The 21,816-nt window shown below is 37.9% G+C and carries 20 protein-coding genes and 4 pseudogenes; 17 read left to right on the forward strand and 7 right to left on the reverse strand.

Annotated features, from left to right (window positions below; all coding sequences use genetic code 11):
• Positions 1-276 precede the first annotated feature (276 nt).
• Genes BN997_RS12435 through BN997_RS12445 form a run of 3 tightly spaced genes read left to right on the forward strand, consistent with a single transcriptional unit; the run spans position 277 to position 3,333 of the window.
• On the forward strand, positions 277-645 hold the full coding sequence (locus BN997_RS12435; protein WP_042532685.1) for an ArsR/SmtB family transcription factor: 369 nt from the start codon (positions 277-279) through the stop codon (positions 643-645).
• Positions 638-2,761: a heavy metal translocating P-type ATPase gene (locus BN997_RS12440; protein WP_042532687.1), complete on the forward strand. Its 2,124-nt coding sequence runs from the start codon at positions 638-640 to the stop codon at positions 2,759-2,761. Before BN997_RS12435 ends, BN997_RS12440 begins: the two co-directional genes overlap by 8 nt.
• Before the next feature lie 8 nt (positions 2,762-2,769).
• Positions 2,770-3,333 carry an NAD(P)-binding domain-containing protein gene (locus BN997_RS12445; protein WP_175297042.1) on the forward strand — a complete coding sequence of 188 codons (564 nt, stop codon included), beginning with the start codon at positions 2,770-2,772 and terminating at the stop codon, positions 3,331-3,333.
• Between the two features lie 219 nt (positions 3,334-3,552).
• Here the strand turns inward: BN997_RS12445 and BN997_RS23515 are convergent, their stop codons facing one another.
• Together BN997_RS23515 and BN997_RS23520 are read right to left on the reverse strand one after the other, a co-directional pair.
• The gene (locus tag BN997_RS23515; RefSeq protein WP_244882378.1) at positions 3,553-3,810 is read right to left on the reverse strand and encodes a WCX domain-containing protein; all 258 of its coding nucleotides are present in this window, start codon (positions 3,808-3,810) and stop codon (positions 3,553-3,555) included.
• Positions 3,811-3,842: 32 nt separating this feature from the next.
• Positions 3,843-4,028 (reverse strand): annotated as a pseudogene (locus BN997_RS23520) (helix-turn-helix transcriptional regulator); the annotation flags it as partial.
• A 4-nt stretch (positions 4,029-4,032) separates the two neighbouring features.
• Between BN997_RS23520 and BN997_RS12455 the strand changes: the two are divergent.
• Positions 4,033-4,485: pseudogene (locus BN997_RS12455) on the forward strand (IS4 family transposase); the annotation flags it as partial.
• A gap of 196 nt (positions 4,486-4,681) precedes the next feature.
• Positions 4,682-4,879: a cold-shock protein gene (locus tag BN997_RS12460; protein WP_042532689.1), complete on the forward strand. Its 198-nt coding sequence runs from the start codon at positions 4,682-4,684 to the stop codon at positions 4,877-4,879.
• A gap of 266 nt (positions 4,880-5,145) precedes the next feature.
• On the opposite strand, the pseudogene BN997_RS12465 reads toward BN997_RS12460, so the two are convergent.
• A pseudogene (locus BN997_RS12465) lies at positions 5,146-6,223 on the reverse strand (DNA alkylation repair protein).
• A 676-nt stretch (positions 6,224-6,899) separates the two neighbouring features.
• Here BN997_RS12465 and BN997_RS12470 point away from each other — a divergent pair.
• The 4 genes from BN997_RS12470 (at position 6,900) to tnpC (ending at position 10,118) form a co-directional block, all read left to right on the forward strand.
• Positions 6,900-7,862 (forward strand): phosphotransferase, encoded by a 963-nt coding sequence (locus BN997_RS12470; protein WP_042532690.1) that lies wholly within the window; start codon positions 6,900-6,902, stop codon positions 7,860-7,862.
• 85 nt (positions 7,863-7,947) lie between these two features.
• A complete protein-coding gene (locus BN997_RS23235) occupies positions 7,948-8,118 on the forward strand; it encodes a hypothetical protein (RefSeq protein ID WP_175296996.1) in 171 nt (56 codons plus the stop codon).
• Positions 8,108-8,464, forward strand: coding sequence for an IS66 family insertion sequence element accessory protein TnpB (tnpB, locus tag BN997_RS12475; protein WP_042528993.1), 357 nt, complete (start codon positions 8,108-8,110; stop codon positions 8,462-8,464). The genes BN997_RS23235 and tnpB overlap by 11 nt, the downstream gene beginning before the upstream one ends.
• Positions 8,465-8,561: 97 nt before the next feature.
• Positions 8,562-10,118 (forward strand): IS66 family transposase, encoded by a 1,557-nt coding sequence (gene tnpC, locus BN997_RS12480; protein ID WP_052484999.1) that lies wholly within the window; start codon positions 8,562-8,564, stop codon positions 10,116-10,118.
• A gap of 300 nt (positions 10,119-10,418) precedes the next feature.
• Here tnpC and BN997_RS12485 read toward each other — a convergent pair whose 3' ends face one another.
• On the reverse strand, positions 10,419-11,003 hold the full coding sequence (locus BN997_RS12485; protein ID WP_042536071.1) for an N-acetylmuramoyl-L-alanine amidase family protein: 585 nt from the start codon (positions 11,001-11,003) through the stop codon (positions 10,419-10,421).
• Between the two features lie 1,205 nt (positions 11,004-12,208).
• Between BN997_RS12485 and aceB the strand changes: the two genes are divergently transcribed.
• The 3 genes from aceB to BN997_RS12500 all read left to right on the forward strand — a co-directional run bounded on the left by aceB (position 12,209) and on the right by BN997_RS12500 (position 15,801).
• A complete protein-coding gene (aceB, locus tag BN997_RS12490; protein WP_042532692.1) occupies positions 12,209-13,810 on the forward strand; it encodes a malate synthase A in 1,602 nt (533 codons plus the stop codon).
• The gene (gene aceA, locus BN997_RS12495) at positions 13,810-15,087 is read left to right on the forward strand and encodes an isocitrate lyase (RefSeq protein ID WP_042532694.1); all 1,278 of its coding nucleotides are present in this window, start codon (positions 13,810-13,812) and stop codon (positions 15,085-15,087) included. The genes aceB and aceA overlap by 1 nt, the downstream gene beginning before the upstream one ends.
• Positions 15,088-15,471: 384 nt before the next feature.
• Complete coding sequence (locus tag BN997_RS12500) at positions 15,472-15,801, forward strand: hypothetical protein (protein ID WP_226894790.1); 330 nt, start codon at positions 15,472-15,474, stop codon at positions 15,799-15,801.
• A 162-nt stretch (positions 15,802-15,963) separates the two neighbouring features.
• Here the strand turns inward: BN997_RS12500 and BN997_RS12505 are convergent, their stop codons facing one another.
• A complete protein-coding gene (locus BN997_RS12505) occupies positions 15,964-17,073 on the reverse strand; it encodes a multidrug effflux MFS transporter (RefSeq protein ID WP_052485001.1) in 1,110 nt (369 codons plus the stop codon).
• 413 nt (positions 17,074-17,486) lie between these two features.
• Between BN997_RS12505 and BN997_RS22945 the strand changes: the two are divergent.
• Both BN997_RS22945 and BN997_RS23240 read left to right on the forward strand, forming a co-directional pair.
• A pseudogene (locus tag BN997_RS22945) lies at positions 17,487-17,773 on the forward strand (cupin domain-containing protein); the annotation flags it as partial.
• Positions 17,759-18,031: a carboxymuconolactone decarboxylase family protein gene (locus tag BN997_RS23240; protein ID WP_042536075.1), complete on the forward strand. Its 273-nt coding sequence runs from the start codon at positions 17,759-17,761 to the stop codon at positions 18,029-18,031. The pseudogene BN997_RS22945 and the gene BN997_RS23240, both read left to right, overlap by 15 nt.
• Before the next feature lie 131 nt (positions 18,032-18,162).
• On the opposite strand, the gene BN997_RS12515 is transcribed toward BN997_RS23240, so the two are convergent.
• A complete protein-coding gene (locus tag BN997_RS12515; RefSeq protein ID WP_042532696.1) occupies positions 18,163-18,858 on the reverse strand; it encodes a hypothetical protein in 696 nt (231 codons plus the stop codon).
• Between the two features lie 389 nt (positions 18,859-19,247).
• Here BN997_RS12515 and BN997_RS23530 point away from each other — a divergent pair, with 389 nt between their 5' ends.
• The 3 genes from BN997_RS23530 to BN997_RS12530 all read left to right on the forward strand — a co-directional run bounded on the left by BN997_RS23530 (position 19,248) and on the right by BN997_RS12530 (position 20,790).
• Positions 19,248-19,478, forward strand: a complete 231-nt coding sequence (locus BN997_RS23530) for a DapH/DapD/GlmU-related protein (RefSeq protein WP_052485002.1) — start codon at positions 19,248-19,250, stop codon at positions 19,476-19,478.
• 185 nt (positions 19,479-19,663) lie between these two features.
• Positions 19,664-20,044, forward strand: a complete 381-nt coding sequence (locus BN997_RS12525; protein WP_042532698.1) for a VOC family protein — start codon at positions 19,664-19,666, stop codon at positions 20,042-20,044.
• Between the two features lie 149 nt (positions 20,045-20,193).
• Complete coding sequence (locus BN997_RS12530; protein ID WP_042532700.1) at positions 20,194-20,790, forward strand: sugar O-acetyltransferase; 597 nt, start codon at positions 20,194-20,196, stop codon at positions 20,788-20,790.
• Between the two features lie 46 nt (positions 20,791-20,836).
• Here the strand turns inward: BN997_RS12530 and BN997_RS12535 are convergent, their stop codons facing one another.
• Positions 20,837-21,709 (reverse strand): LysR family transcriptional regulator, encoded by an 873-nt coding sequence (locus BN997_RS12535; protein WP_042532702.1) that lies wholly within the window; start codon positions 21,707-21,709, stop codon positions 20,837-20,839.
• Positions 21,710-21,816 lie beyond the last annotated feature (107 nt).

Here is a 21,816-nt window from a genome sequence, read left to right on the forward strand (position 1 = left end):
ATAAAAGCGTGGCTCTTTTTTTGGTGATAAAGTCAATGAAGTGGACGAATAGACAGCTTTTTAAGTTTTAATACGTGAAAAATTAGAGTTATTATTAAAATATCTTAACAACCTTAGGTAGAGAATGTTCTCCGCCAGAAGGTCGTTTTTTCTTTTTAAAAACCAAAATTCCATTAAAGTATTTCACCTCTTTATTCAAATATATACTTGAATGAAATTCGTGAATAAGATACTATATATTCAAATGAGTATTTGAATGAAGGTGGAGTGATTACTTTGGTTAAAAAAGATATGTGTGAAGTGTATTGTTATGACGAGGAAAAAGTCAATCGTATACAAGAAGAATTACAAAGAGAAGACTTATCTCATGTTTCTCAATTGTTCAAAGTACTTGCAGATGAAAATAGAACAAAAATTTCTTATGCCTTATGTATAGACGATGAGTTGTGTGTATGTGACATTGCGAATATCATAGGCTCTTCTGTGGCAACTGCCTCCCACCACTTGCGGACACTGCATAAACAAAAAATTGTGAAGTACCGAAAAGAAGGAAAACTTGCTTTTTATTCATTGGACGATGAACATATTAAGCAATTAATTTCGATTACATTAATCCATCAGAAAGAAGAAAAAGCAAATGTCTGAATCACTAACTAAACAAAATGTAAAAGCATATCGTGTTCAAGGATTTAGTTGTGCCGGGTGTGCAAAAACTTTTGAAAATAATGTCAAGAAAATACAAGGGGTGGAAGACGCCGAAGTTAATTTTGGAGCTTCAAAAGTATATGTAAAGGGACAAATAACCATTGAAGAGCTTGAAAAAGCAGGATCCTTTGAAAATTTAAAGGTTCGAGATGAAAAAGAACAAAAGGTAGATCATGAACCTTTTTGGAAACAAAAAGAAAATATAAAGGTTTATATTTCAGCCATATTGCTTTTGGTTAGCTGGTTTTTAGGAAAACAATTAGGAGAAGAAAATTTTTTACCAACAATCGGGTATGCACTGTCTATTTTAATTGGCGGTTACACGCTTTTTATTAAAGGGCTTAGAAATCTGAGTAGATTACAATTTGATATGAATACGCTTATGACCATTGCGATTATCGGTGCAGCTATTATTGGCGAATGGATGGAAGGTGCGACGGTTGTTATCCTGTTCGCTATCAGTGAAGCATTGGAACGCTATTCCATGGATAAAGCCCGTCAATCGATTGAATCGTTAATGGATATCGCACCAAAAGAAGCATTAATCCGTCGGGGAAATCAAGAAATGAGTATCCATGTAGATGACATTGAAATTGACGATATGATGATTGTAAAGCCTGGTCAGAAATTAGCGATGGATGGTACTGTTCTCAAAGGAACTTCCACTTTAAATCAAGCTGCTATTACAGGTGAAAGTGTTCCTGTTACGAAAACAGTAGATGATGAAGTATTTGCTGGAACATTAAATGAAGAAGGCTTACTTGAAATTAGCGTAACCAAACGAGTGGAAGATACTACACTTTCAAAAATCATTCATCTTGTAGAAGAAGCACAAGCAGAGCGTGCACCCTCTCAAGCATTTGTCGATAAATTTGCTAAATATTATACACCAGCTATTGTTATTTTAGCTATATTAATAGCTGTTATTCCTCCTTTATTTATTGGTGGAGATTGGAATACATGGGTTTATCAAGGCCTGGCTGCACTCGTAGTTGGTTGTCCTTGTGCTCTTGTCGTTTCTACTCCAGTAGCTGTAGTTACTGCCATAGGGAATGCAGCAAAAAATGGGGTATTGATTAAAGGCGGTGTCTATTTAGAAGAGACTGGAAACCTTAAAGTTATCGCTTTTGATAAAACAGGAACACTTACAAGAGGGGTTCCTACTGTCACAAATGTTGTAACGTATAGCCGAAGTGAAGACGAATTAATCACCATTACCGCAGCAATTGAAAAAGGATCACAACACCCTCTCGCTTCCGCTATTATAAGAAAGGCGGAAGAAAAAGGTTTATATTACAATGATATAGCTATGGAAGAATTTCAATCCATTACAGGAAAAGGCATTAAAGCTAAGATAAATCATGAAACATATTATGTAGGAAGTCCAAGTCTTTTTGAAGAGCTGCATAACCAAATAGAAAATGACCAAAAAGAAAAGATTACCTCTTTACAAACAGCTGGAAAAACAGTCATGGTGTTAGGAACAGAAACAGAGATTCTTGCATTCATTGCTGTCGCAGATGAAATAAGAGAATCATCTAAAGAGGTTATCAGCCAATTAAATCATCTTGGAGTCGAAACAGTCATGCTAACAGGTGATAATCAACGAACTGCACATGCGATTGGACAACAAGTTGGGGTTGTGGATGTCGAAGCTGGTTTATTGCCAGAAGATAAGTTGACCTTTATTAAAGAACTTCGAGAAAAACATCAACAAGTAGCCATGGTTGGTGATGGTGTGAATGACGCTCCAGCACTGGCTGCTTCTACGGTCGGAGTAGCTATGGGCGGTGCAGGAACTGATACAGCACTAGAAACAGCAGATATTGCTCTTATGTCAGATGAATTGAATAAGTTACCATATACCATTCAATTAAGCCGGAAAGCATTGATGATTATCAAGCAGAATATTACCTTCTCTTTAGGAATTAAAGCTGTTGCTTTACTATTAGTTGTTCCTGGTTGGTTAACCTTATGGATAGCGATATTTGCAGATATGGGAGCGACCTTGCTTGTGACATTAAACAGTTTACGATTATTGAGAATTAAGAAATGAGTTATTCCATGACATATGACGTTATCATAATCGGCGGTGGGCAAGCTGGTTTAGCTTTGGGGTTTTCATTAAAACAGAAAAACATTCCTTTCGTTATTCTTGATGAGAATGAGCAAACTGGCATGTCTTGGCGAAAACGTTATGATTCATTACGTTTATTTACTCCTGGAAGTTACAGTCAATTGCATGGGTTTCATCTGAAGGGCGATCCCAAAGGATTTCCAGATAAGAATGAAATTGCAGATTATTTAGCTGCGTTTAAAATACAGAATGAATTACCCGTTCATCGTGAGAAAGTTATCAGACTAACTCAGAATGAGAGGAAACAGTTTTTAGTCACCACTCCAAATAAAATATATACAGCTAAACAAGTAGTTATTGCTACTGGTGCTTTTCACAATCCTTGTGTTCCAAAGGTTCATGATGGGACAGCAGGTTTTGAAATTCATGCTTCCAAATATCAGAATCCATCTCAAATACCTAATGGGAATGTTTTAATCGTAGGTGCTGGTAATACAGGTGTTCAAATTGCGTCGGAATTGAGTAAGACACACCAAGTTACACTGTCATAAAGCAAACCAATGAAACGTGTTCCTCAAAATATTGCTGGGCGAAGTCTTTTTTGGTGGTTGGAAACATTCCGAATTGGTCGAGCAAAGCCATATTCCTTTGTGGGAAAAATGTTATATGTACGTATCATGTATAGTTTTAAATGTCACTATTTTACCTTGATAAAAGTAAACAGATTTAACTAACTAGAACAATATAAGGATAAAATTGAAATGCTTGATTTAATTTTCATATAAATTAGCTAGAACATGTATTTTCCGTTTCAATTCTGTTCGGATATGTAAAGGCTCTAAACATTCACATTTATCACCAAAACTTAAAAGGATATTGTAATAATAGTCATTTTCTACAAAAGGGAAAGTAACAATGTAGTACTCATCACCGTCTGGTGAAAAATCTTCATATTTACAATAATCAAGTGCTCTATCCATGATAGATTTATGAATACGAAGTTTGATTTTTGTTTGTATCGTTGCCAAAATATCAGTGAAATCCAATAGTGGTTTTGATAATCTCGTGGCGTAAAGAAGATCTCTTCTAATTTTAGGTTTGATATACGAGCTAATTTGAACAGACGAAAATCATTTCTTTTATAACAGTAGCCTTGAAAATACCAATGATTACCCTTTAATACAATTTGACAGGCTTCAGCTTCTCGTTCCGTGCTGTTTCCATGACGGTCGGCATATTCAAACATGAACAAGGATACGGTTTATCCGGAAAAAGCTGCGATAACACCAGCGAAGGAACATGACCGCAATCAATTGGAAGTACTGGTGGATGATAAGCAAGCCATGTATGTCTTTGATCGTGGCTATATGGATTACGAGCGCTTTGACCGAATGACAGACGATGGTTACTTTTTCGTATCCAGACTCAAGAAAAATTCTGTCACCCGGAAAGTATACGCTTTTTCTGTTCCTTCTGACTCTAACGTGCTGTCCGACCAGATGGTTTATATCGGGTCCACGCAAAAACGTTGTGAAAATGTGTTTCGCCTCCTCGAAGTAATGGATACGAAAGGAAATCCATTACGATTAATTACCAATCGGTTTGATTTAGACCCGGAGGAAATAAGCAACATTTATCGATCACGCTGGCAGATAGAATTATTTTTCAAATGGTTGAAACAGCACGTCAAAATCACGCATTTTAAGACCGTCTTTAAAAAAAATATATAGAATGGTATCTTTTTTGAGTGACATGTGTTATATTATAAATAACTTAATTGTTCGTGCTAGCAATACAGGATTTATGTCATAACTTTACAATTTATATCATCGTCTTGAATTATTATCAGAACAACCAAAGTAATAAATGTGTGCATTATGCACAATGGAGGAATTTCATATGAACACAGGTTCAGTAAAATGGTTTAACGCAGATAAAGGTTTTGGATTTATCGAAGTTGAAGGTGGAGACGACGTATTCGTACACTTCTCAGCAATTCAAGGCGAAGGTTTTAAAACATTAGAAGAAGGTCAAGCAGTTACTTTCGACATCGAAGAAGGTAACCGTGGACCACAAGCAACTAACGTTGTTAAGTAATAATTTATAATTGATAAAAAGTCTTTCTTTCATAGAAAGGCTTTTTATTTTTTACAGACCGCATGATATCAACGGTATTGCGCTATTTTGTATTGTCGAGATATTGAATGATAATAAAGGGCTATAAACCTTTTCTTTACAAGGATTTATAGCCTTTTATTATATTTTTATAAAAAGTGAAGTAACCTGAATAGAAGCAGTACATATTGAAAATGATAAAGCCGCTCAAACGGAATCCAAGATTAGCCTATTTAGCAGTTAACACTTCAAAATCCAGCGTATACTGCTCCGCCGTTCACAATAAGCGTAACCGAATGGATGCCTGTATAATGCTTCCTTGTGCTTAGATTTGCAAAAGAATGTTTTTTTGTGTAAGTCTTCGTTTCGTTTTTCTTTAAAGAAAGCTCGGATATTTGGAATATTTTACGGTTTCGCTTCCCGTTTGCTTTTACATAATCAATGCCATATTCCAGCCGAACCTTGGTTGCTTTTTTTGCCTCAATCTTAAAAGAAAAGACCATATTCCCGCCAATGGAAATAGACGTAGCATCTAACGTAAAGGCGTCAACATCCACGTAATCGGCATCTGCAAATCCAAAGATGGTCAATACATCCCTGTTGCCCTTTTTAAGAAGTGTCCTGCACCCGTGCTTTACAATCCAATCCGTATGCTCGTTTTGACCGTACCAATCCTTGGCAATTTCTACAACCAGGTCAGGATTTTGGAAATATCGTTTAGGTTATTGGCCACGCTTTTACGGACATACAGTGATGGATCAGCTTTAAGCTGTTCTAAAATACCAAGAACTGGCGATGGGTCTTTTTTGAAACTGATTAATGCTTGTCCCCATGGCAGTTGAGGGCGGCAACCCTCACTGGCAAGCCGCCGGACATGCTCATTGTCATGCCTGGCCCAGGCAGCCATCTGGGACATCATACGCTCTTCATGGTTTATGATAAAAGGTCTCACGGCAAATTCAGAAGAGGGGATGAGGTATATCTTTCTAACGCAGCAATTGACAGATCCCAATGGCGTTCATCCTGCCCATAGACTTCAATAAAATCTGGTAAATACATGAAAGAAAAGTCGTTAAATCCTGCAGGATAACCCGCAATGACTTCATCAAGGATATCAAGCGCCTGTTCATAATCGGCTGGCAAATACTTTCCTAAATTTATTGCAATTTGCCGCATACGTGCTTTCAATCCTAATTCATTCCATCTTTCGTCCATAATGTCGTTGACAAAATCATCAATCTGAAACGAATGATATACAGATCGAATACTTAAAGCCAGCTCGTGAACGGACTCGTAATTATACTTGTTTTTTAGTAATTCTGCTATATGCTTCTCCTTCTCAAATGGTGTGTAGCCGAGAGTACTCCGCAATTAACGGGATAACAAAGGAATAACTGCCTTTATAGTCAAGCTGATTTACTCCTTTTCACATGCTAGTATGTGGATATTATAGCTTAATATATGATAAAAGCAAAGATACAACCTCATGCTTGAAGTGTATTCCTTTATATATTGATATAAATAATTACAAAAGGCTGTAAAACTTCCTTACTTTCAAGGAGTTGCAGCCATTCATTGTCTGTATAACTATAAATGTTCAAATGATGAAACAAATAACCGCGACTATATACCAATGTTGGAAACATGAATATATAATAGTGTAATGAAACAAGAAGAGATAAAATAAAATATTCATGAAAGTGGTGATGAATACAGCTAAGAATGGGTTACTTAAAATTATTGATGAAACACCTGAACAAGAAGTGGATAAAAATCTGGATTTTGAGGAGTTTTTAAAAGCTAAAAGCGATAAAATCTGAATATTTAACAAAAGCTAGTGAGAGCAGCAAGAATCGGGCGTAATTGTTGCGCAACAGAGACAGGAAATAGGTATAAAAGTCAAATGGTCTATTTATACAATAAAATAAGAAATTGTTTTGATGAAATGACTGAGAGAGCTGTATTACAATGAATCTGAGTATGAAAGGTTAGGAGGTAGCGGATGACAAAAGAATTTAAAAAATACATTAAAGAAGTCCAGGCGAAAAAAGACCAAGTAATAGAATGGAGTGCTTACTTAGAGAACGGGCTGTATACGTTGGATAAAGATCTTAGAACTGTTTTTAATACAACAAAAACTGCTCATCCTATGGTTAATAACCTTAAAAATACAAAAAAAGAGGATCAACTTTCACTGGAAATAGAAGATTCCAGGCTGAAGTATTTCAATGGAAGTATCTTATGGTTCTGTATTAATGGCGATATCAAAATTTTTTCAGATGATGAGGTACTTGTCATTTGTACCAATAAAGAAAGTTATCAAATGAAAATCGCAAACTATACTTATTTTTCACCTTTCTTCCGTATCCCCTCATTAATCAATCAAGACGCCAAGCACAACATGTTGATGGAAGAATTCGTTCATTTTGAAGATAAAACAGATAACGATGAAGCTTTCATTTTGAAAAAAATATATGATGATTATCGTAGTTATTTCAATTATCTAACGCTTCATTCAAAGGTTGATTATCAAACGTTGAACCGCTTATTGAACACAAGTTCAAATGGGAAGCATATCCATCAGTTTGAGAAAATAATAGAAAAAGTTTCCCCAGAATTGCTTTCTCTAAATTTGCCGTTTATCAACTTACACGGCGATTTGTGGTCTGATAACATTCTTTTAACTGATGAAGCAGGGGAAAAAACTTTATGGTATATCGACTGGGAAACTGCAGGCAAATATGTTTTCTTCTATGATTTTTTCAAATTTATTTGGAACGAATTAGATGTACACCATAATTATTCCTATTATAAGAGGTATATCGCAGGGGATTTTGATGAAGGATTAACGAGTCTTTTTGCTATTTTCCATTTAACGTTTGAGCCTAAGTACCGGCAATCTTATTTTTGTCTCTTTTTCCTAAATTTTATTCTCAAAGATACAGATAATATGGCGTTTAAATAGTAAGCGGGAAATAATAGACCGCATTCTATTATAACGGAACTACCTCTATACTTGGATTTAACAAGTAATAGGAGGTAGTGTTTTCATGAAGGAAAACCCGATTGTTCCCGTAACGATCCCAGCATCAACTTCCTCTACGCCTGTAAATCCAGTAGCGGAAGTTTCTTGTCATTCTCTACAGCTAACAATTTTTGAAGGTTGTCAGGAATCTTTGGCAGTTGCCTTGATAAAGGAGGTGTGCCACCATGCTGGTTGACTTCTCCCAGATGAAAAATTGTTATTTAGTCTGTGGCTATACAGATCTTCGCAAAGGCATTGATGGTCTGGCTTCCGTAATCACCAGTCAATTTCAATTAGATATTTTAGATGAATCTGTTTTCCTATTCTGCGGGAGAAGGACGGATCGATTTAAAGCTCTCTGGTTTGATGGAGAAGGTTTTTATTTACTTTATAAGCGATACGATCAGGGAAAGTTAACTTGGCCGCGTTCGCAAACCGACGTTGAAAAACTGACACCAAAACAAATCGAGTGGCTGTTTGACGGTTTTTCCATCTATCAAAAACAAAAAATTCAACCTGCCAAATTAGGTGTCCTCACTTAATCATGGGGGAGAGAAATTTTTTTAAAAATTTTTTCTTCCCTTTTTGATAAAGTGTGGTACGATAAAAGAAATTATTTGGACACAGGGGGTGAATACGTTGACAGAATTGGAAAAGAAGCTGATGAAACAAATCGAACATTTGACAATTCAAAATGAAAAACAAGCAAAACAAATTGAACAGCTGATTAACCAGCTGACCAATATGAATCGTCGACTATTTGGAACATCATCCGAAAAGAATCCTCAAGGTCAACTCTCCTTCTTCGAAGAAGACAATAATTCCCCTTTTAGCGAGGCAGAGCAACCTGCAGACAAAGCCGTTGAAATAGAGACCATCTCTTATCAGCGAAAAAAATATCAAGGGCAGCGGGCCGATATCACAAGAGACTTGCCTATCGTGGTGGAAGAACACACTCTTCCGTCCGATAGCCAGGTCTGTTCGTGCTGTGCCAGCCCATTAAAACATCTTGGGAAGCGAGAAGCTCGAACGGAGTTAGAGTTTATCCCAGCTCATTTAGTAAAACATGTACATTATGAACATGCTTATGAATGCTTAGCCTGTAAGAAAACCGGTCAAAATCACATTCTCCGACAAAAAGCACCGGAACCAGCCTTAGCTAAAAGTTTAGCTGGACCGAGCGTGTTAGCCTGTAATCTCTATCAAAAGCTGGAGATGAGTATTCCTTATCATCGTCAGGAAAAAGAATGGGCAAGATATGGATTGAAGGTTTCCCGGCGAACGTTGGCAAACTGGGCGATTCGAAGTTCCGAAGAATGGCTGGAGCCATTGTACCAACAAATGAGAGAAAAATTACTTCTAGAACCTGTGCTCTCCGCTGATGAAACGACCTATCAAATTTTACGCCGGGCAGACGAAAAGTCAGCTACAGCCGATGCGAGGATATGGTTATTTCGAACAGCGGAAGCCGCCGAACATCCCATTATTCTCTACCATTCTTCCGAGACGCGCCGGTTTGAAGTAGCAGAAACCTTTCTCAAAGGATTTCAAGGACTTCTTCATTGTGATGGATATTCCGTCTATCAAAAATTAGAAGATGTGCAGCTTCAAACGTGCTGGGCGCATGTTCGGAGAAAGTTTTTAGAGACCAATGATTCAAATGGACAAGGCGCTGTCGGCGTCCATTACTGTGACCAGCTTTTCAAGCTGGAAAGGCAATGGAAAGATTTATCTCCAGAGGAACGCCTGCAGCAACGCCAGCTGGAAAGCAAGCCGTTACTGAAGGAGTTTTGGGGATGGCTGGACGCTCTCGTTACAATGAAAGGTCCTTTACAAAAAGCTGTGGATTATACACAAAAGTTAAGGGATTCCCTTCAACGCTTTTTAACAGACGGACGCCTTTTCATTAGTAATAATCTCGCAGAACGTTCCATTCGGCCTGTCACCGTCGGACGTAAAAACTGGTATTTTTCAACCAGCGTAGCTGGAGCTCATGCGAATACCATTGGATACAGTGTTATCCAAACAGCTAAAGAAAATGGAATTGATCCGTTTGAATACTTAACCGTTTTATTTACGGAACTTCCCCAGCTTAATATTTTTCAAGACTCGGAACAATGGGAAAACTATTTTCCATGGAGTCCTTATATCCAAGCCAAGGTGAAGCCACTTTCAAAAAATATAAAACAAGCATAATAGCCCTAATGGAGCTTCTTTACAAAAAGTTTACTCCTTTTAGGGCTATTTGTCATGGCGTCATATTATTTCCCGCTTACTTTAAATACAAACATGAGGAAATAATTAACTTTGAACGTAAAGTTTTCCCCTTCATGTCTTAAGACGGTATCCATACTATAAAGTGTATAACCTATACTTGAAGAACAGAAAAAACGTACCGCCATCTTCCCTGTAGATAGCGGTACGTTTTCCATCAAACATATTTGATTTTTTCCACTTGCTCTAACCCTGCTTAAGATTTCGAAAACGAACAAAACCTTATTTCGCAGGCAACCCAAGCGCTTTGGCTATTCCATCCGCATGCCCTTGTGCTATTTTTTCTATAGATGCAGCACTTTTCAGCTTGTCCGCATCTGCTGCATTATCGATAAACCCATTTTCCGTTAAAATAGCTGGTGCACTCGATTCGCGTAAGACATGTAAATTGGCTTCTTTTTTTCCGCGATCGGTGAAGCCTGTTTGTTCCACTGTTTCATTATGGATTGTTTTTCTTATGGCGTTGGTTCTCTCCTTATTTTCATAGCTTCCGTTCCATGTAAAAGATTCATAGCCTGTAGAATTACCTGCATTGATATGTATGGAAACCAAAAAGTTAGCTCCCCAATTATTTGCTTCATCTGTTCTCGCATTTAATGATTTGGTAACGTCGGACGTCCGTGAAAGTTTAATCGTGTGACCACTATACTGTTCATTTAAAATGTCTCTGGTTCTCAATGCGATATCCAACGTTACATCCTTTTCCTGTAGTCCGTTTGCTGATGCTCCTGGGTCAGATCCGCCATGTCCTGGATCGATATAAATGCGCGTGTTTGCTGCTTCCACTGCATGATGGGAAATAGTCATACCTGCTAGGGCAATTCCCAAAATGATAGAAAGAAACAGAAAATTTTTTAAGCTTCGTTTTACTTGTTTTGAAAAAATAATGTTATTCCTCCTTCTTTATAGTTATTCAACCATTTTAGAATCTATTAAAAAATTTGTCGATAGATCGATATGTTGATAGATTGGAAAAATATATTTCCATATATTTAAAATTTGTAAATTAGTGTTTTTTTTTCGGGAATCCAGGTTAAAAAGTAATAATCATATATTGACTGCTGCTGTAATGTTTAATCTGGATATCATCGCTTTACATCGTCGGTACTAAGATTATAAATGTTGTTTCGATAGGTGTTTACAGCTTTGGAAAAGTGAGTAACCGCTTAGGAAACAGTGCATTTTTGAATTGGAATGCCATTAGATGATAATATAAAATTGGTTTTACATTGTTTTTATTGAGATTCTTTCCCAATTTCATTGTTATTAAAATAGGCATATCAAATTCTAAAGTATATATTTTCAGTATTCCTTTAATCTAATATAGGATTAAGGAAGAATTAAATATATTATTACCGAAACGAAAGCTAATCGTTTGATTGGATGAAAGGCAATTATATGGGATATGTCTAATTGTTTTTTTTTTGCGGGTGCAGGCATATATAAACTTTAGGATGCGAATCTCGAATACGCCCAACAACCAGTAAGCATTAGTTGATGTCTAGTGCCCTTTGAGCAAAAATTTCACCAAATATATACAAGAATACTCCTTAAGCATTGAAGTTCACATAGATAATAGTTCTGGCAGAAAATTAAGCAAGCAGATTTGTTAGTGAATGGAAATAATATAAAAAGATTTTACAAGGATATACCAATGCATAAAATAAGAATCTACTTTAATATCAACGATTTAGCCTCCTCTCTAAAATTTTTCAATAACAAATTTTCAAATTTTTATAAAAAAGGTATTGCATTATTTTCTGAATCAAATATACTGTTATATAACAAAACGAAATAATTAATTTTGTTATATAAAAGGAGGGGCTATCAATGATAATGCATGAGAAATGTTCATGTCCTGAATGTGGCAAACAAATTGATTCTGAAAGCTTTATAATGGAATGTGATTATTGTTTGTCAAAAAGGGAAGAGTAAATTTTCAATATACTGTTATAGTACAATAGGTTTTTGTTTTTGTTGTTATGTAATAGGATAGAGGAGGAGTAAAAGGTATGCTAATGAATCAAGCGACGGTACAAATCTTTTATGAAAAGGAATTTCCAGAAATTCTTACACCTGAAGCTTTGAAATTCTTGGGGAAGCTGCACAGTAATTTTAATAATCAGCGAAAAAAGCTATTAGAGTATCGACAGCAGCTACAAAAAGAAATAAATGAAGGAAAACAGCTACAGTTTTTAGAGGATAAAAAGCATATCCGCGAAGGAAATTGGACAATCGGACAATTGCCTAAAGACTTGCAGGATAGAAGAGTAGAAATTACAGGTCCAGTTGATCGAAAAATGATTATTAACGCATTGAATTCTGGAGCTAAAGGTTTTATGGCAGATTTTGAAGATGCCACTTCACCTACTTGGGAAAATATAATGGATGGTCAACTTAACTTAAAAGATGCAATAAGGAGAGAAATTGATTTTGAAGCTGAGAATGGCAAGAGGTATTCATTACAGGATGAAACAGCTGTATTAATGGTTCGCCCGAGGGGATGGCATTTAGACGAAAAGCATATGCAAGTAAACGGTGAGCCAATGTCAGCTAGCTTGGTAGATTTTGGACTATATTTCTTTCATAATACTAAGGAATTATTATCAAGAGGGACAGGGCCATATTTTTACTTGCCGAAAGTGGAAAATCATTTGGAAGCACGCCTTTGGAACGATATCTTTGTGTTTTCACAAAATGAGCTTGGGATTCCTCAAGGCACAATAAAGGCAACTGTATTAATTGAAACGATTACAGCAGCATTTGAAATGAATGAAATATTATACGAAATCCGTGAACATGCGGCTGGCCTGAATTGTGGACGATGGGATTATATATTCAGTTATATTAAGAAGTTCCATCAAGATCCGGAGCGTATTTTATCTGACAGGTCAGCAGTAACTATGGAAGCGCCATTTATGAGGAGTTACTCTTTACTTGCAATTCAAACCTGTCATAAGCGTAATGCAATGGCGATTGGCGGGATGGCAGCACAAATACCAGTAAGAAACGATCCAGCTGCAAATCAGATTGCATTTGACAAGGTCAGGAGGGATAAAGAGCGTGAAGCAACAGATGGACATGATGGGACATGGGTTGCACACCCGGGGATGGTAGAGCTTGTTAAAGATATTTTTGATAATCTGATGCCCACCCCAAATCAAATAAGCAGGAAGCGTGAGGACGTAAAGGTAACTGCTCAAGATCTCTTAGAATTACCAACTGGGGAAATTACAGAAGAAGGGCTGCGAACGAATATTAATGTGGGGATCCGATATACAGCGGCATGGTTATCAGGAAGAGGGGCTGTCCCAATTAATAATTTGATGGAGGATGCAGCAACAGCAGAAATATCCAGAGCTCAAGTGTGGCAATGGGTGCGCTATCCAAAGGGGGTGCTTTCTGACGGACGGAAAGTAACAATAGAGTTTGTTGAGCAATTAATAAAAGAAGAGTTACAGAAAATTGAAAGTCAAATTGGAAAAAAGGCTTTCCAGCACGGAAATTTTGAGCAGGCAGCTGGAATATTTAAAGAGTTAATCAAGCAAGACACTTTTGCTGAATTTTTGACAGTACCAGCATATGAAGAATTGATAAAGGGAGGAAATAATTAATGACAAACGAACGTACGGAAAAATTACAGGAGCAATGGGAAAAAGATCGTCGTTGGGTAGGAATTGAGCGACCATATACTGCGGAAGAGGTAATTCGTCTGAGAGGATCAATTGATTTCGAATATACGTTAGCGATGCGCGGGGCGAAGAAATTATGGAACTTAATAAACCAGGAAGATTATGTAAACGCTTTAGGGGCTTTAACTGGAAACCAGGCTGTACAACAGGTTAAAGCAGGTTTGAAAGCAATCTACTTAAGTGGTTGGCAGGTTGCTGCTGATGCAAATATGGCAGGGCAGATGTATCCAGATCAAAGTCTCTATCCAGTAAATAGTGTTCCAAATGTTGTGAAAAGAATTAATCAAGCATTACAGCGTGCTGATCAAATTCATTATTCAGAAGGGAATAAAGAGATAGATTGGTTTGCTCCGATTGTAGCTGATGCAGAAGCAGGATTCGGCGGTCAGTTAAATGTGTTTGAATTAATGAAAGCAATGATTGAAGCAGGGGCCTCCGGAGTACATTTTGAGGATCAGTTATCTTCAGAGAAAAAATGTGGTCATCTAGGTGGGAAGGTTTTATTGCCTACCCAAACTGCTGTAAATAATTTAATTGCAGCTCGATTTGCAGCAGATGTTATGGGGACACCAACTGTGATTATCGCACGAACAGATGCGAATGCTGCTGATATGATTACAAGTGATATTGACCCTTATGATGCAGAATTTATTACTGGAGAACGGACTTCGGAAGGATTTTATAGAACGAGGTCAGGTCTTGATCAAGCAATTGCACGTGGATTAGCCTACGCTCCATACGCTGACATGATATGGTGTGAAACATCAGAGCCTAATCTTGAGGAAGCACAGCGATTTGCAGATGAAATTCATAAAAATTACCCCAATAAATTATTAGCGTATAATTGTTCGCCATCCTTTAACTGGAAACAAAAACTTTCTGATGAACAGATTGCCAATTTCCAAAGAGAGCTTGGAAAAATGGGTTATAAATTTCAATTTGTTACATTAGCAGGCTTCCATGCTTTGAATCATAGCATGTTTGAGCTAGCGAGAAGATACAAGGATGAAGGCATGGCGGCATACTCTGAATTGCAGCAGAATGAATTTGCGAGTGAGAAGTATGGGTACAGCGCAACACGGCATCAGCGTGAAGTAGGTACTGGCTATTTTGATGAAGTGGCACAGGTTATCTCTGGTGGGTCTGCATCTACGACTGCCTTGAGGGGCTCAACCGAGGCGGAGCAGTTTACGAGATGATTGAAACATAGAACAGAAAGTAATCCCCAAAAAGAGGAATTTCGCATCGAGTTTTAATGCGAAATTCCTCTTTTTTAAAATCATTTATACTTCTTTCCCATTTTACATTATAAAATATTTTCCAGTCAGGACGACCCCCAAAATGATAGAAACAAAAAGGAACTTATTGCATGCTCGTTTTACTTGTTTTGAAAAGCTGTTAAATATACGACTCCTAAGATTCCTCCGAATAGTGACCATTTTGGTGCTTCCACCGCATAGGAAAGTTTCCCTTTGTTTATAGTCTTTCTATTTAAATAGCAATCGTAAATAAAACAGCAAGTCAAGCCCATTCATTTTCTAGGTGAACGCATACATTAAAAGTGGATGTGAAAAGAGAAAGGAATGAGCATGAATATGGATGAGATGAATATGCCTTCTGTACAACAAAATAATCAATATGGAATGATGGATTCCCGACTCTTTTTTGGAGGGCCAAGGCCCTGGGGCCCGGGATTTTTCGGCCCAGGATTTGTTCCGGGATTCGGCCCGGGTTTTTATGGACCTGGTTTTATTGGCCCAGGTTTTGGAGGTCCGTATTATGGAAATCCGGTTTTCCAATATGGTTTACCCTTTTTGGGCGGAGTAATCACAGGTATGGCGATTGATAATTTTCCTCGTTATAGCCCATATGGGTATGAAGCTCCTTATTGGGAAGGAAATCAGTCTAGTTAAGTAAAAAAATGGTCCTGCTGTGAAGAGAGTATTTCCTGCAGAAGTCTTGTATGAAATTTGGCGAAGATATCCCTCGTTGTAAAATGGATGAAATCGGAAGAGAAGTGAACGATAAGAACAGCTGAAAAAGGCATTCCAGACTCATTCGTTTGGAATGCCTTTTCACAAAGGATTTTTACGTACGAATAAAAGATAACTTAACAACCCTCCGAGATTGGCAATTACCATGGTGACCCCCATTGGAACGGCTGTGCTTTCTCCAGAAATTCCTACAAAGGGAATCGCGATGCCGCCTAATAGATAAGGCAGAATTCCTAAGAAAGCTGATGCGCTCCCTGCATGCTTTTTCTGATTGCGCATGGCTAAAGAAAAAGTTAAAGGCGTGCTGATCCCAGTACAGAAAACAACCAAAAATAAAGGAATAACAGTCAAAGGTAAAGGTGCTTGTATCCAGGTCATGAAAAATAAAATAATGCTAAATAAAGTAGAGATGCACAGTCCGATGTATAAGAGTTTATCTTCTTCTATTTTTTTAGTAATCCGACCGATGATTCTGGTGCCGAGAATAATTCCGGCGCCATTTAAAGCAAACAAGAAGCTGAACATTTGCGGTGATACTCCGTAAATGGATTGATAAATAAACGGCGTACCAGAAACATTAGCAAAGACACCTGCCATGATTAACCCTTGGGTCAGCCCGTAGCCTAAAAATCGTTTATTCTTTGTTAATTTGCCAAACGTAATCAAGGTTTCTTTGATATTTCCATCGACCCGATTGGAGGCTGGATTTATTTCGGGCAGAACGATAAAGATAAATGCCAATATGGCCAACGTCAGAAAGCCAAGCAATAGAAAAATGCCCTGCCAATTTGTGAAGTTGAGAACTGCTCCGCCGAAAATGGGAGCTAAAATAGGCCCGACTCCAACAAAAAGGGTGATTAATCCATATAGTTTGGTTAAATCCTTACCAGAATAGATATCCCGGACGATTGCTCTGGAAATGACGACTCCTGCTGAAGCAGTCAACCCTTCAAAAAATCTAGCAGCAATGAAAAGCCAGATGGAGGGTGCGAAGATGCATAAGACAGAAGCAAATACATACAGAATCAATGCAGAAATAAGAGGCATTTTTCTCCCGCGCTTATCACTTAATGGACCAAAAACAATTTGTCCGGCTGCAAGACCTAATAAACAAAAGGTCAAGCTTAACTGGACATTCGAAGCGCTTGTTCCAAACGCATTAGCAATCGTTGGAAAACTCGGCAGGTACATAGACCGTCAACGAACCAAATGCCGCTAAAATACCTAATAGGGTACTTATAGCTATTTTTCTGGAATTTGAAATGGTATTTTTAGAAATGCTGTTTGCGGATTCCATGTAATTCAATCACCCTATTCATTAGTTTCTCTTTTACTTTTTACAGTTTAGATTAACAAAGAATGGCGCAGGTGTATAATACCTAAAATAGAAGAGGTGATGCCTTATAAGCATATTCACAAATTTAATAGGCATTAGACGATATAGATACGCAGCAGTAAAATAGTAACTGTAAAGGATAATAAGTATAGATACAGTATTTCCAGGTGTTTATTCAGTTATAGAATAGATAACTTGGAAGGAGAAAAACGTAACAAGAGGAAGCAGAAATTTCTTAGATCCATATCCGAAATGGGAGGAATAAAGAATGGCAAAGAATGAAGAAGTTAAAAATGGCGTGATTTTCCAGCAGGAGAAAAAAATGATGCATTTGCGTAATATTTTGTAGGCCAAAGCTATTTGCAAAGCTTAGTTGCCGATCCGAAAATCAATGTAGGTGTCGGTAATGTCACATTTGAACCTGGATGCCGTAACAATTGGCATATCCATCATGATGGATATCAATTATTGCTGGTAACTGGCGGCGAAGGATGGTATCAGGAAGAAGGAAAAACGGCACAATTCTTAAAGCCTGGTGATGTGGTCGTAACGCATTTGAATGATGATGTTTTATTTGGTGAAGTATGGTCTAGAGAGTCCGAATTGTCTCCGCGTGACCGCAGCATGATTACTTGTGCAAGCTTAATGACCCAAGGTGTACCGCAATTAGAAGCACATTTAAAAATGGCAAAACAAAATGGCGTAACCAAAGAAGAAATCGTGGAATTGATTACGCATGTTGCATTTTATACAGGGTGGCCAAAAGCTTGGTCTGCCTTTAATTTAGCAAAAGAAATTTTTGATGAAGCTTAAGTGGAAGACTAGCATATAATCAAAAAAATGATGAAAATCTTAAATATAGAATTGCTCGCAATTGGCTCCCTTTAATATGAAGAGATAGGATGAATCCTCTCTTTTCATATAAAGGGAGTCTTTTTGTCTGATTAATTTTCATCTAACTGGTCAGACTGGACTGTCCATGCAGCTTTATTCTGATAATCTCTGTTATTTGAAGTATAAAGACCAAAGAAAATAATATAGTCATCTGCACCCTCACGCATAGAAATAGCAATCTTATGATTTGCTTCTTCCCCCGGATCTAAGGAGGCAGCGTTTGTTGGATTGTCAGAGTCGATATTATTGTGGTCATCGAGATACCAAGCACCCATTCCGAGCCGATCTCCTTTTGTCAGTTCGTCATTCAGGAAGACGGATTCATCTGCTCCTAAAGCTGCATCTGGTTTTTCAATTTTTATATTACTATCTCCCAGATTCTCGAATGTGAAATCACCGATCAGATAAAATTCATCTCCGTCTTTCGTTTCTGCTCCAAGATCCTGTGTTTTTTCCACACTGTTTAACGTTACAGCAAGCGGAAGGTTTTCCGACTGTGTGATGACATAGCCTTTGTCTCCCATTTCAAGTCCCATTTGATCTTCCAGTTCGATTGGGTCAGCATCGGCGTCACGGATTACTTCTTCCGGAAGATTTGCGCCCGCTTCTTGATTTTCACTATCATCTTCCTGATTGCCAGCGGTGTTGGTATCGGAAGCTTCACTTTCATCGTTTTCTCCGCCACATGCCATTAATAATAATGCGCTTACAAATAAAATCATCATAATCAATACATACTTTTTCATTACGTAACACCTCCTCCTTCATTATGGTGGATAAATAATATCATATATTACCATACCATGGAGGATTGGTTATTTCTATGTACCTAATTAAAAGGGTCAGGAAATAGTTAAAGAAAAATTCCCTTTATTTTACAATTTGTATTGATGTGAAATTAATTTTATAAATCCTTTAAAATGCTTTATGTTGGGGTGGATAATCGAGGTTCAAGCCCGCTGAAGGAAGTTTCACTTTATGTAGGAGATAATTTTTTCTGCAATTTTAACTGTATTTTTTAGACTTAAATAAGATTCATATTGGCACTAATGTTGCGATTGGTCCGAGAGTCAGCATTTACACTGCACTGCATCCCATTAATAGAGAGGGAAGGAATACTGGTCTAGAATATGCCTTGCCCGTTACGATTGAAGATGATGTTTGGATAGCGGGGGATGTTGTAATCAATCCAGGGGTAACTATTGGTGAAGGAAGTGTGATAGGTTCCGGATCTGTCGTGACAAAAAGCATACCAAAAAATGTTGTTGCTTTGGGGAATCCCTGTAGCGTTCATAGAGAAATTACAGAAAAAGATAAAAATGATTGGGAGGCAATGTACGAAGCGTATCAAGCAAGTATAGAATAAAGGTATTCATAATAATTGTTGTAGTGAATGGAAGAGCAGAGGAACGAATTCTGTTATTATGGATTTAATGATACTAACTCAGTGCACTTGTGACGAAAAAAGCAATATCCAGCAGGTGCATACTTATTTAAATGGATTATAAAATCTCGGACTAGATTTCTGCCATCCGAAGGGAGAGAAAAAATATGAAAATAGAACACGTGGCAATTTGGGTGAAGGATTTAGAAAAGATGAAGGAATTTTATGAAACGTATTTTCAAGCGGTTGCAGGTGAGAAGTATCATAATGAAAAGAAGGGCTTTGAATCCTATTTTCTAATATTTGATACATCTGCACGCTTAGAAATCATGCGCAGATCAGATATTGAACAATCCGCTTCTGCTGAGCTGTTAGGATGGGCTCATATTGCTCTTTCACTGGGCAGTAAAGAGCTCGTTGACCAAATAACTGACAGATTAAAAAAGGATGGCTACCCGCTTGTAAATGGTCCGCGTGTGACTGGGGACGGGTATTATGAAAGTGTCTTTGAGGACCCGGAAGGTAACTTGATAGAATTGACTGTGTAATAGGAGAAGCCGATGGATATAGGGTTGCTTCGGATTCCGTCGTCATAAAGGAAGTGCCCGATAATATTTTAATTGCCGGGAATCCAGCAAGCATATTAGAAAACATAGATGGTATGAATTTGATACAAAGTATGAAGGAGCTTATGGAAATGAAAACAGAAAAAGAAAAAATGTTAGCTGGAGAAATGTATGATCCGGAGGACCCCGTTTTATTAAAAGAGCGTCAAGAAGCGAGAGGAAAGGTTCGGCTATATAATCAAACGCTGGAAACAGAAGAAGAAAAACGCTCGAAATTATTGAAGGAACTGCTTGGTTCCACTGGAGAAAATGTTTATATGGAGCCGAATATCAGATTTGATTACGGCAGTAACACCTATGTAGGAGAAAACTTCTTTGCCAACTTCGACTGTACGATTTTGGATGTATGTGAAGTTCGATTTGGGGATAATTGCATGCTTGCGCCCGGCGTTCAAATTTATACCGCGACCCATCCTATTGATCCTGCCGAGCGTAATTCAGGAAAAGAATACGCAAAGCCGATTACGATTGGAAACAATGTGTGGATCGGGGGAAGTGCAGTCATTAATCCGGGAGTAGCTGTCGGAGATAATGCGGTTATTGCATTCGGTGCGGTTGTTGTGAAGGATGTACCGGATAATGTAGTCGTTGGCGGGAATCCGGCCAGGGTTATCAAAATTGTGAAAGATGAAGCGGAGGAAAAAGTCTCGGAAAGTGTTCTGACATAAGAATGGGAAAAGAAAAAACCGGCCAGGGCGTCCGGTTTTTTCTTGATTAAGTCTTTACCTTCTCTGGAAGTAGGTTGATAAATGCCGTCAAAGATGCCGGAATATACCTGTCTTTTCTATAAATAAATACGGTTTTCACTTTCTCGTATGGATGAGGGATGGAATGTTGTTTCAGGCTTCCCTCTTGTATATGTTTAGAAACAACACTTAACGGAAGCATGCTTAGGCCAAGTCCGGCCGATACACACCCAATAATTGCCTCCATTATTCCGAGCTCCATAATTTTAGCAGGAATCAACCCCTCCTGATGCAGCCAATGTTCAAGCTTTTCCCGGTAAGCACACCCTGAACGGAAGACGAGTATGGTATCGGTTTGAATATCTTCGATGGAAGAGATATCCGGATGCTTCGTATCGGTTATCAGAACCATTTCCTCTTCGAATACTTCCTTTTGGATGAGAGCAGGGTGCTCAACAGGTGCGGCAATAAATGCACCGTCGATCTGATGCTGAAGCACACCCTGGATATTTTGTTCGGTAGGACCTGTTTTTAAGGTTAAATCCACTTTGGGAAAAGTCTGATGATACGTTGAAAGAAAAGGCGGTAAACGCACGGCCGCAGTTGTTTCCATTGACCCGATAATTAACGATCCGCCGGGTGTCTGGTCATCCTTCATCGCCGCTTCTGTCTCTTCTATCAGATGGAATATTTTTTCGCTGTATGCTAAAAGCAAGCTTCCTTTGTCCGTCAATGTCATCCCGCGATTATATCTATAAAAAAGGGGGCTTTGCAGGCTTTTCTCCAATTGCTGAATTTTCATGGTAATGTTTGATTGTGCATATTGGAGCTCTTTTGCAGCCTGTGAAATACTCCCCAGCCTCGCAACCGTACGAAAAATGTTTAATAAATGCAAATCCATATAAGTCCCTCCCCCGGTTTTCTTTGCTATCTAATGTATTGATATCCAATATCATAATTACGTATTATTCAATATACCAAAAAAATTGTATAATTTATATATCATTA

The organism is Oceanobacillus oncorhynchi (assembly GCF_000821065.1).
In the GTDB taxonomy this organism is placed as follows: Bacteria; Bacillota; Bacilli; order Bacillales; family Amphibacillaceae; genus Oceanobacillus; species Oceanobacillus oncorhynchi.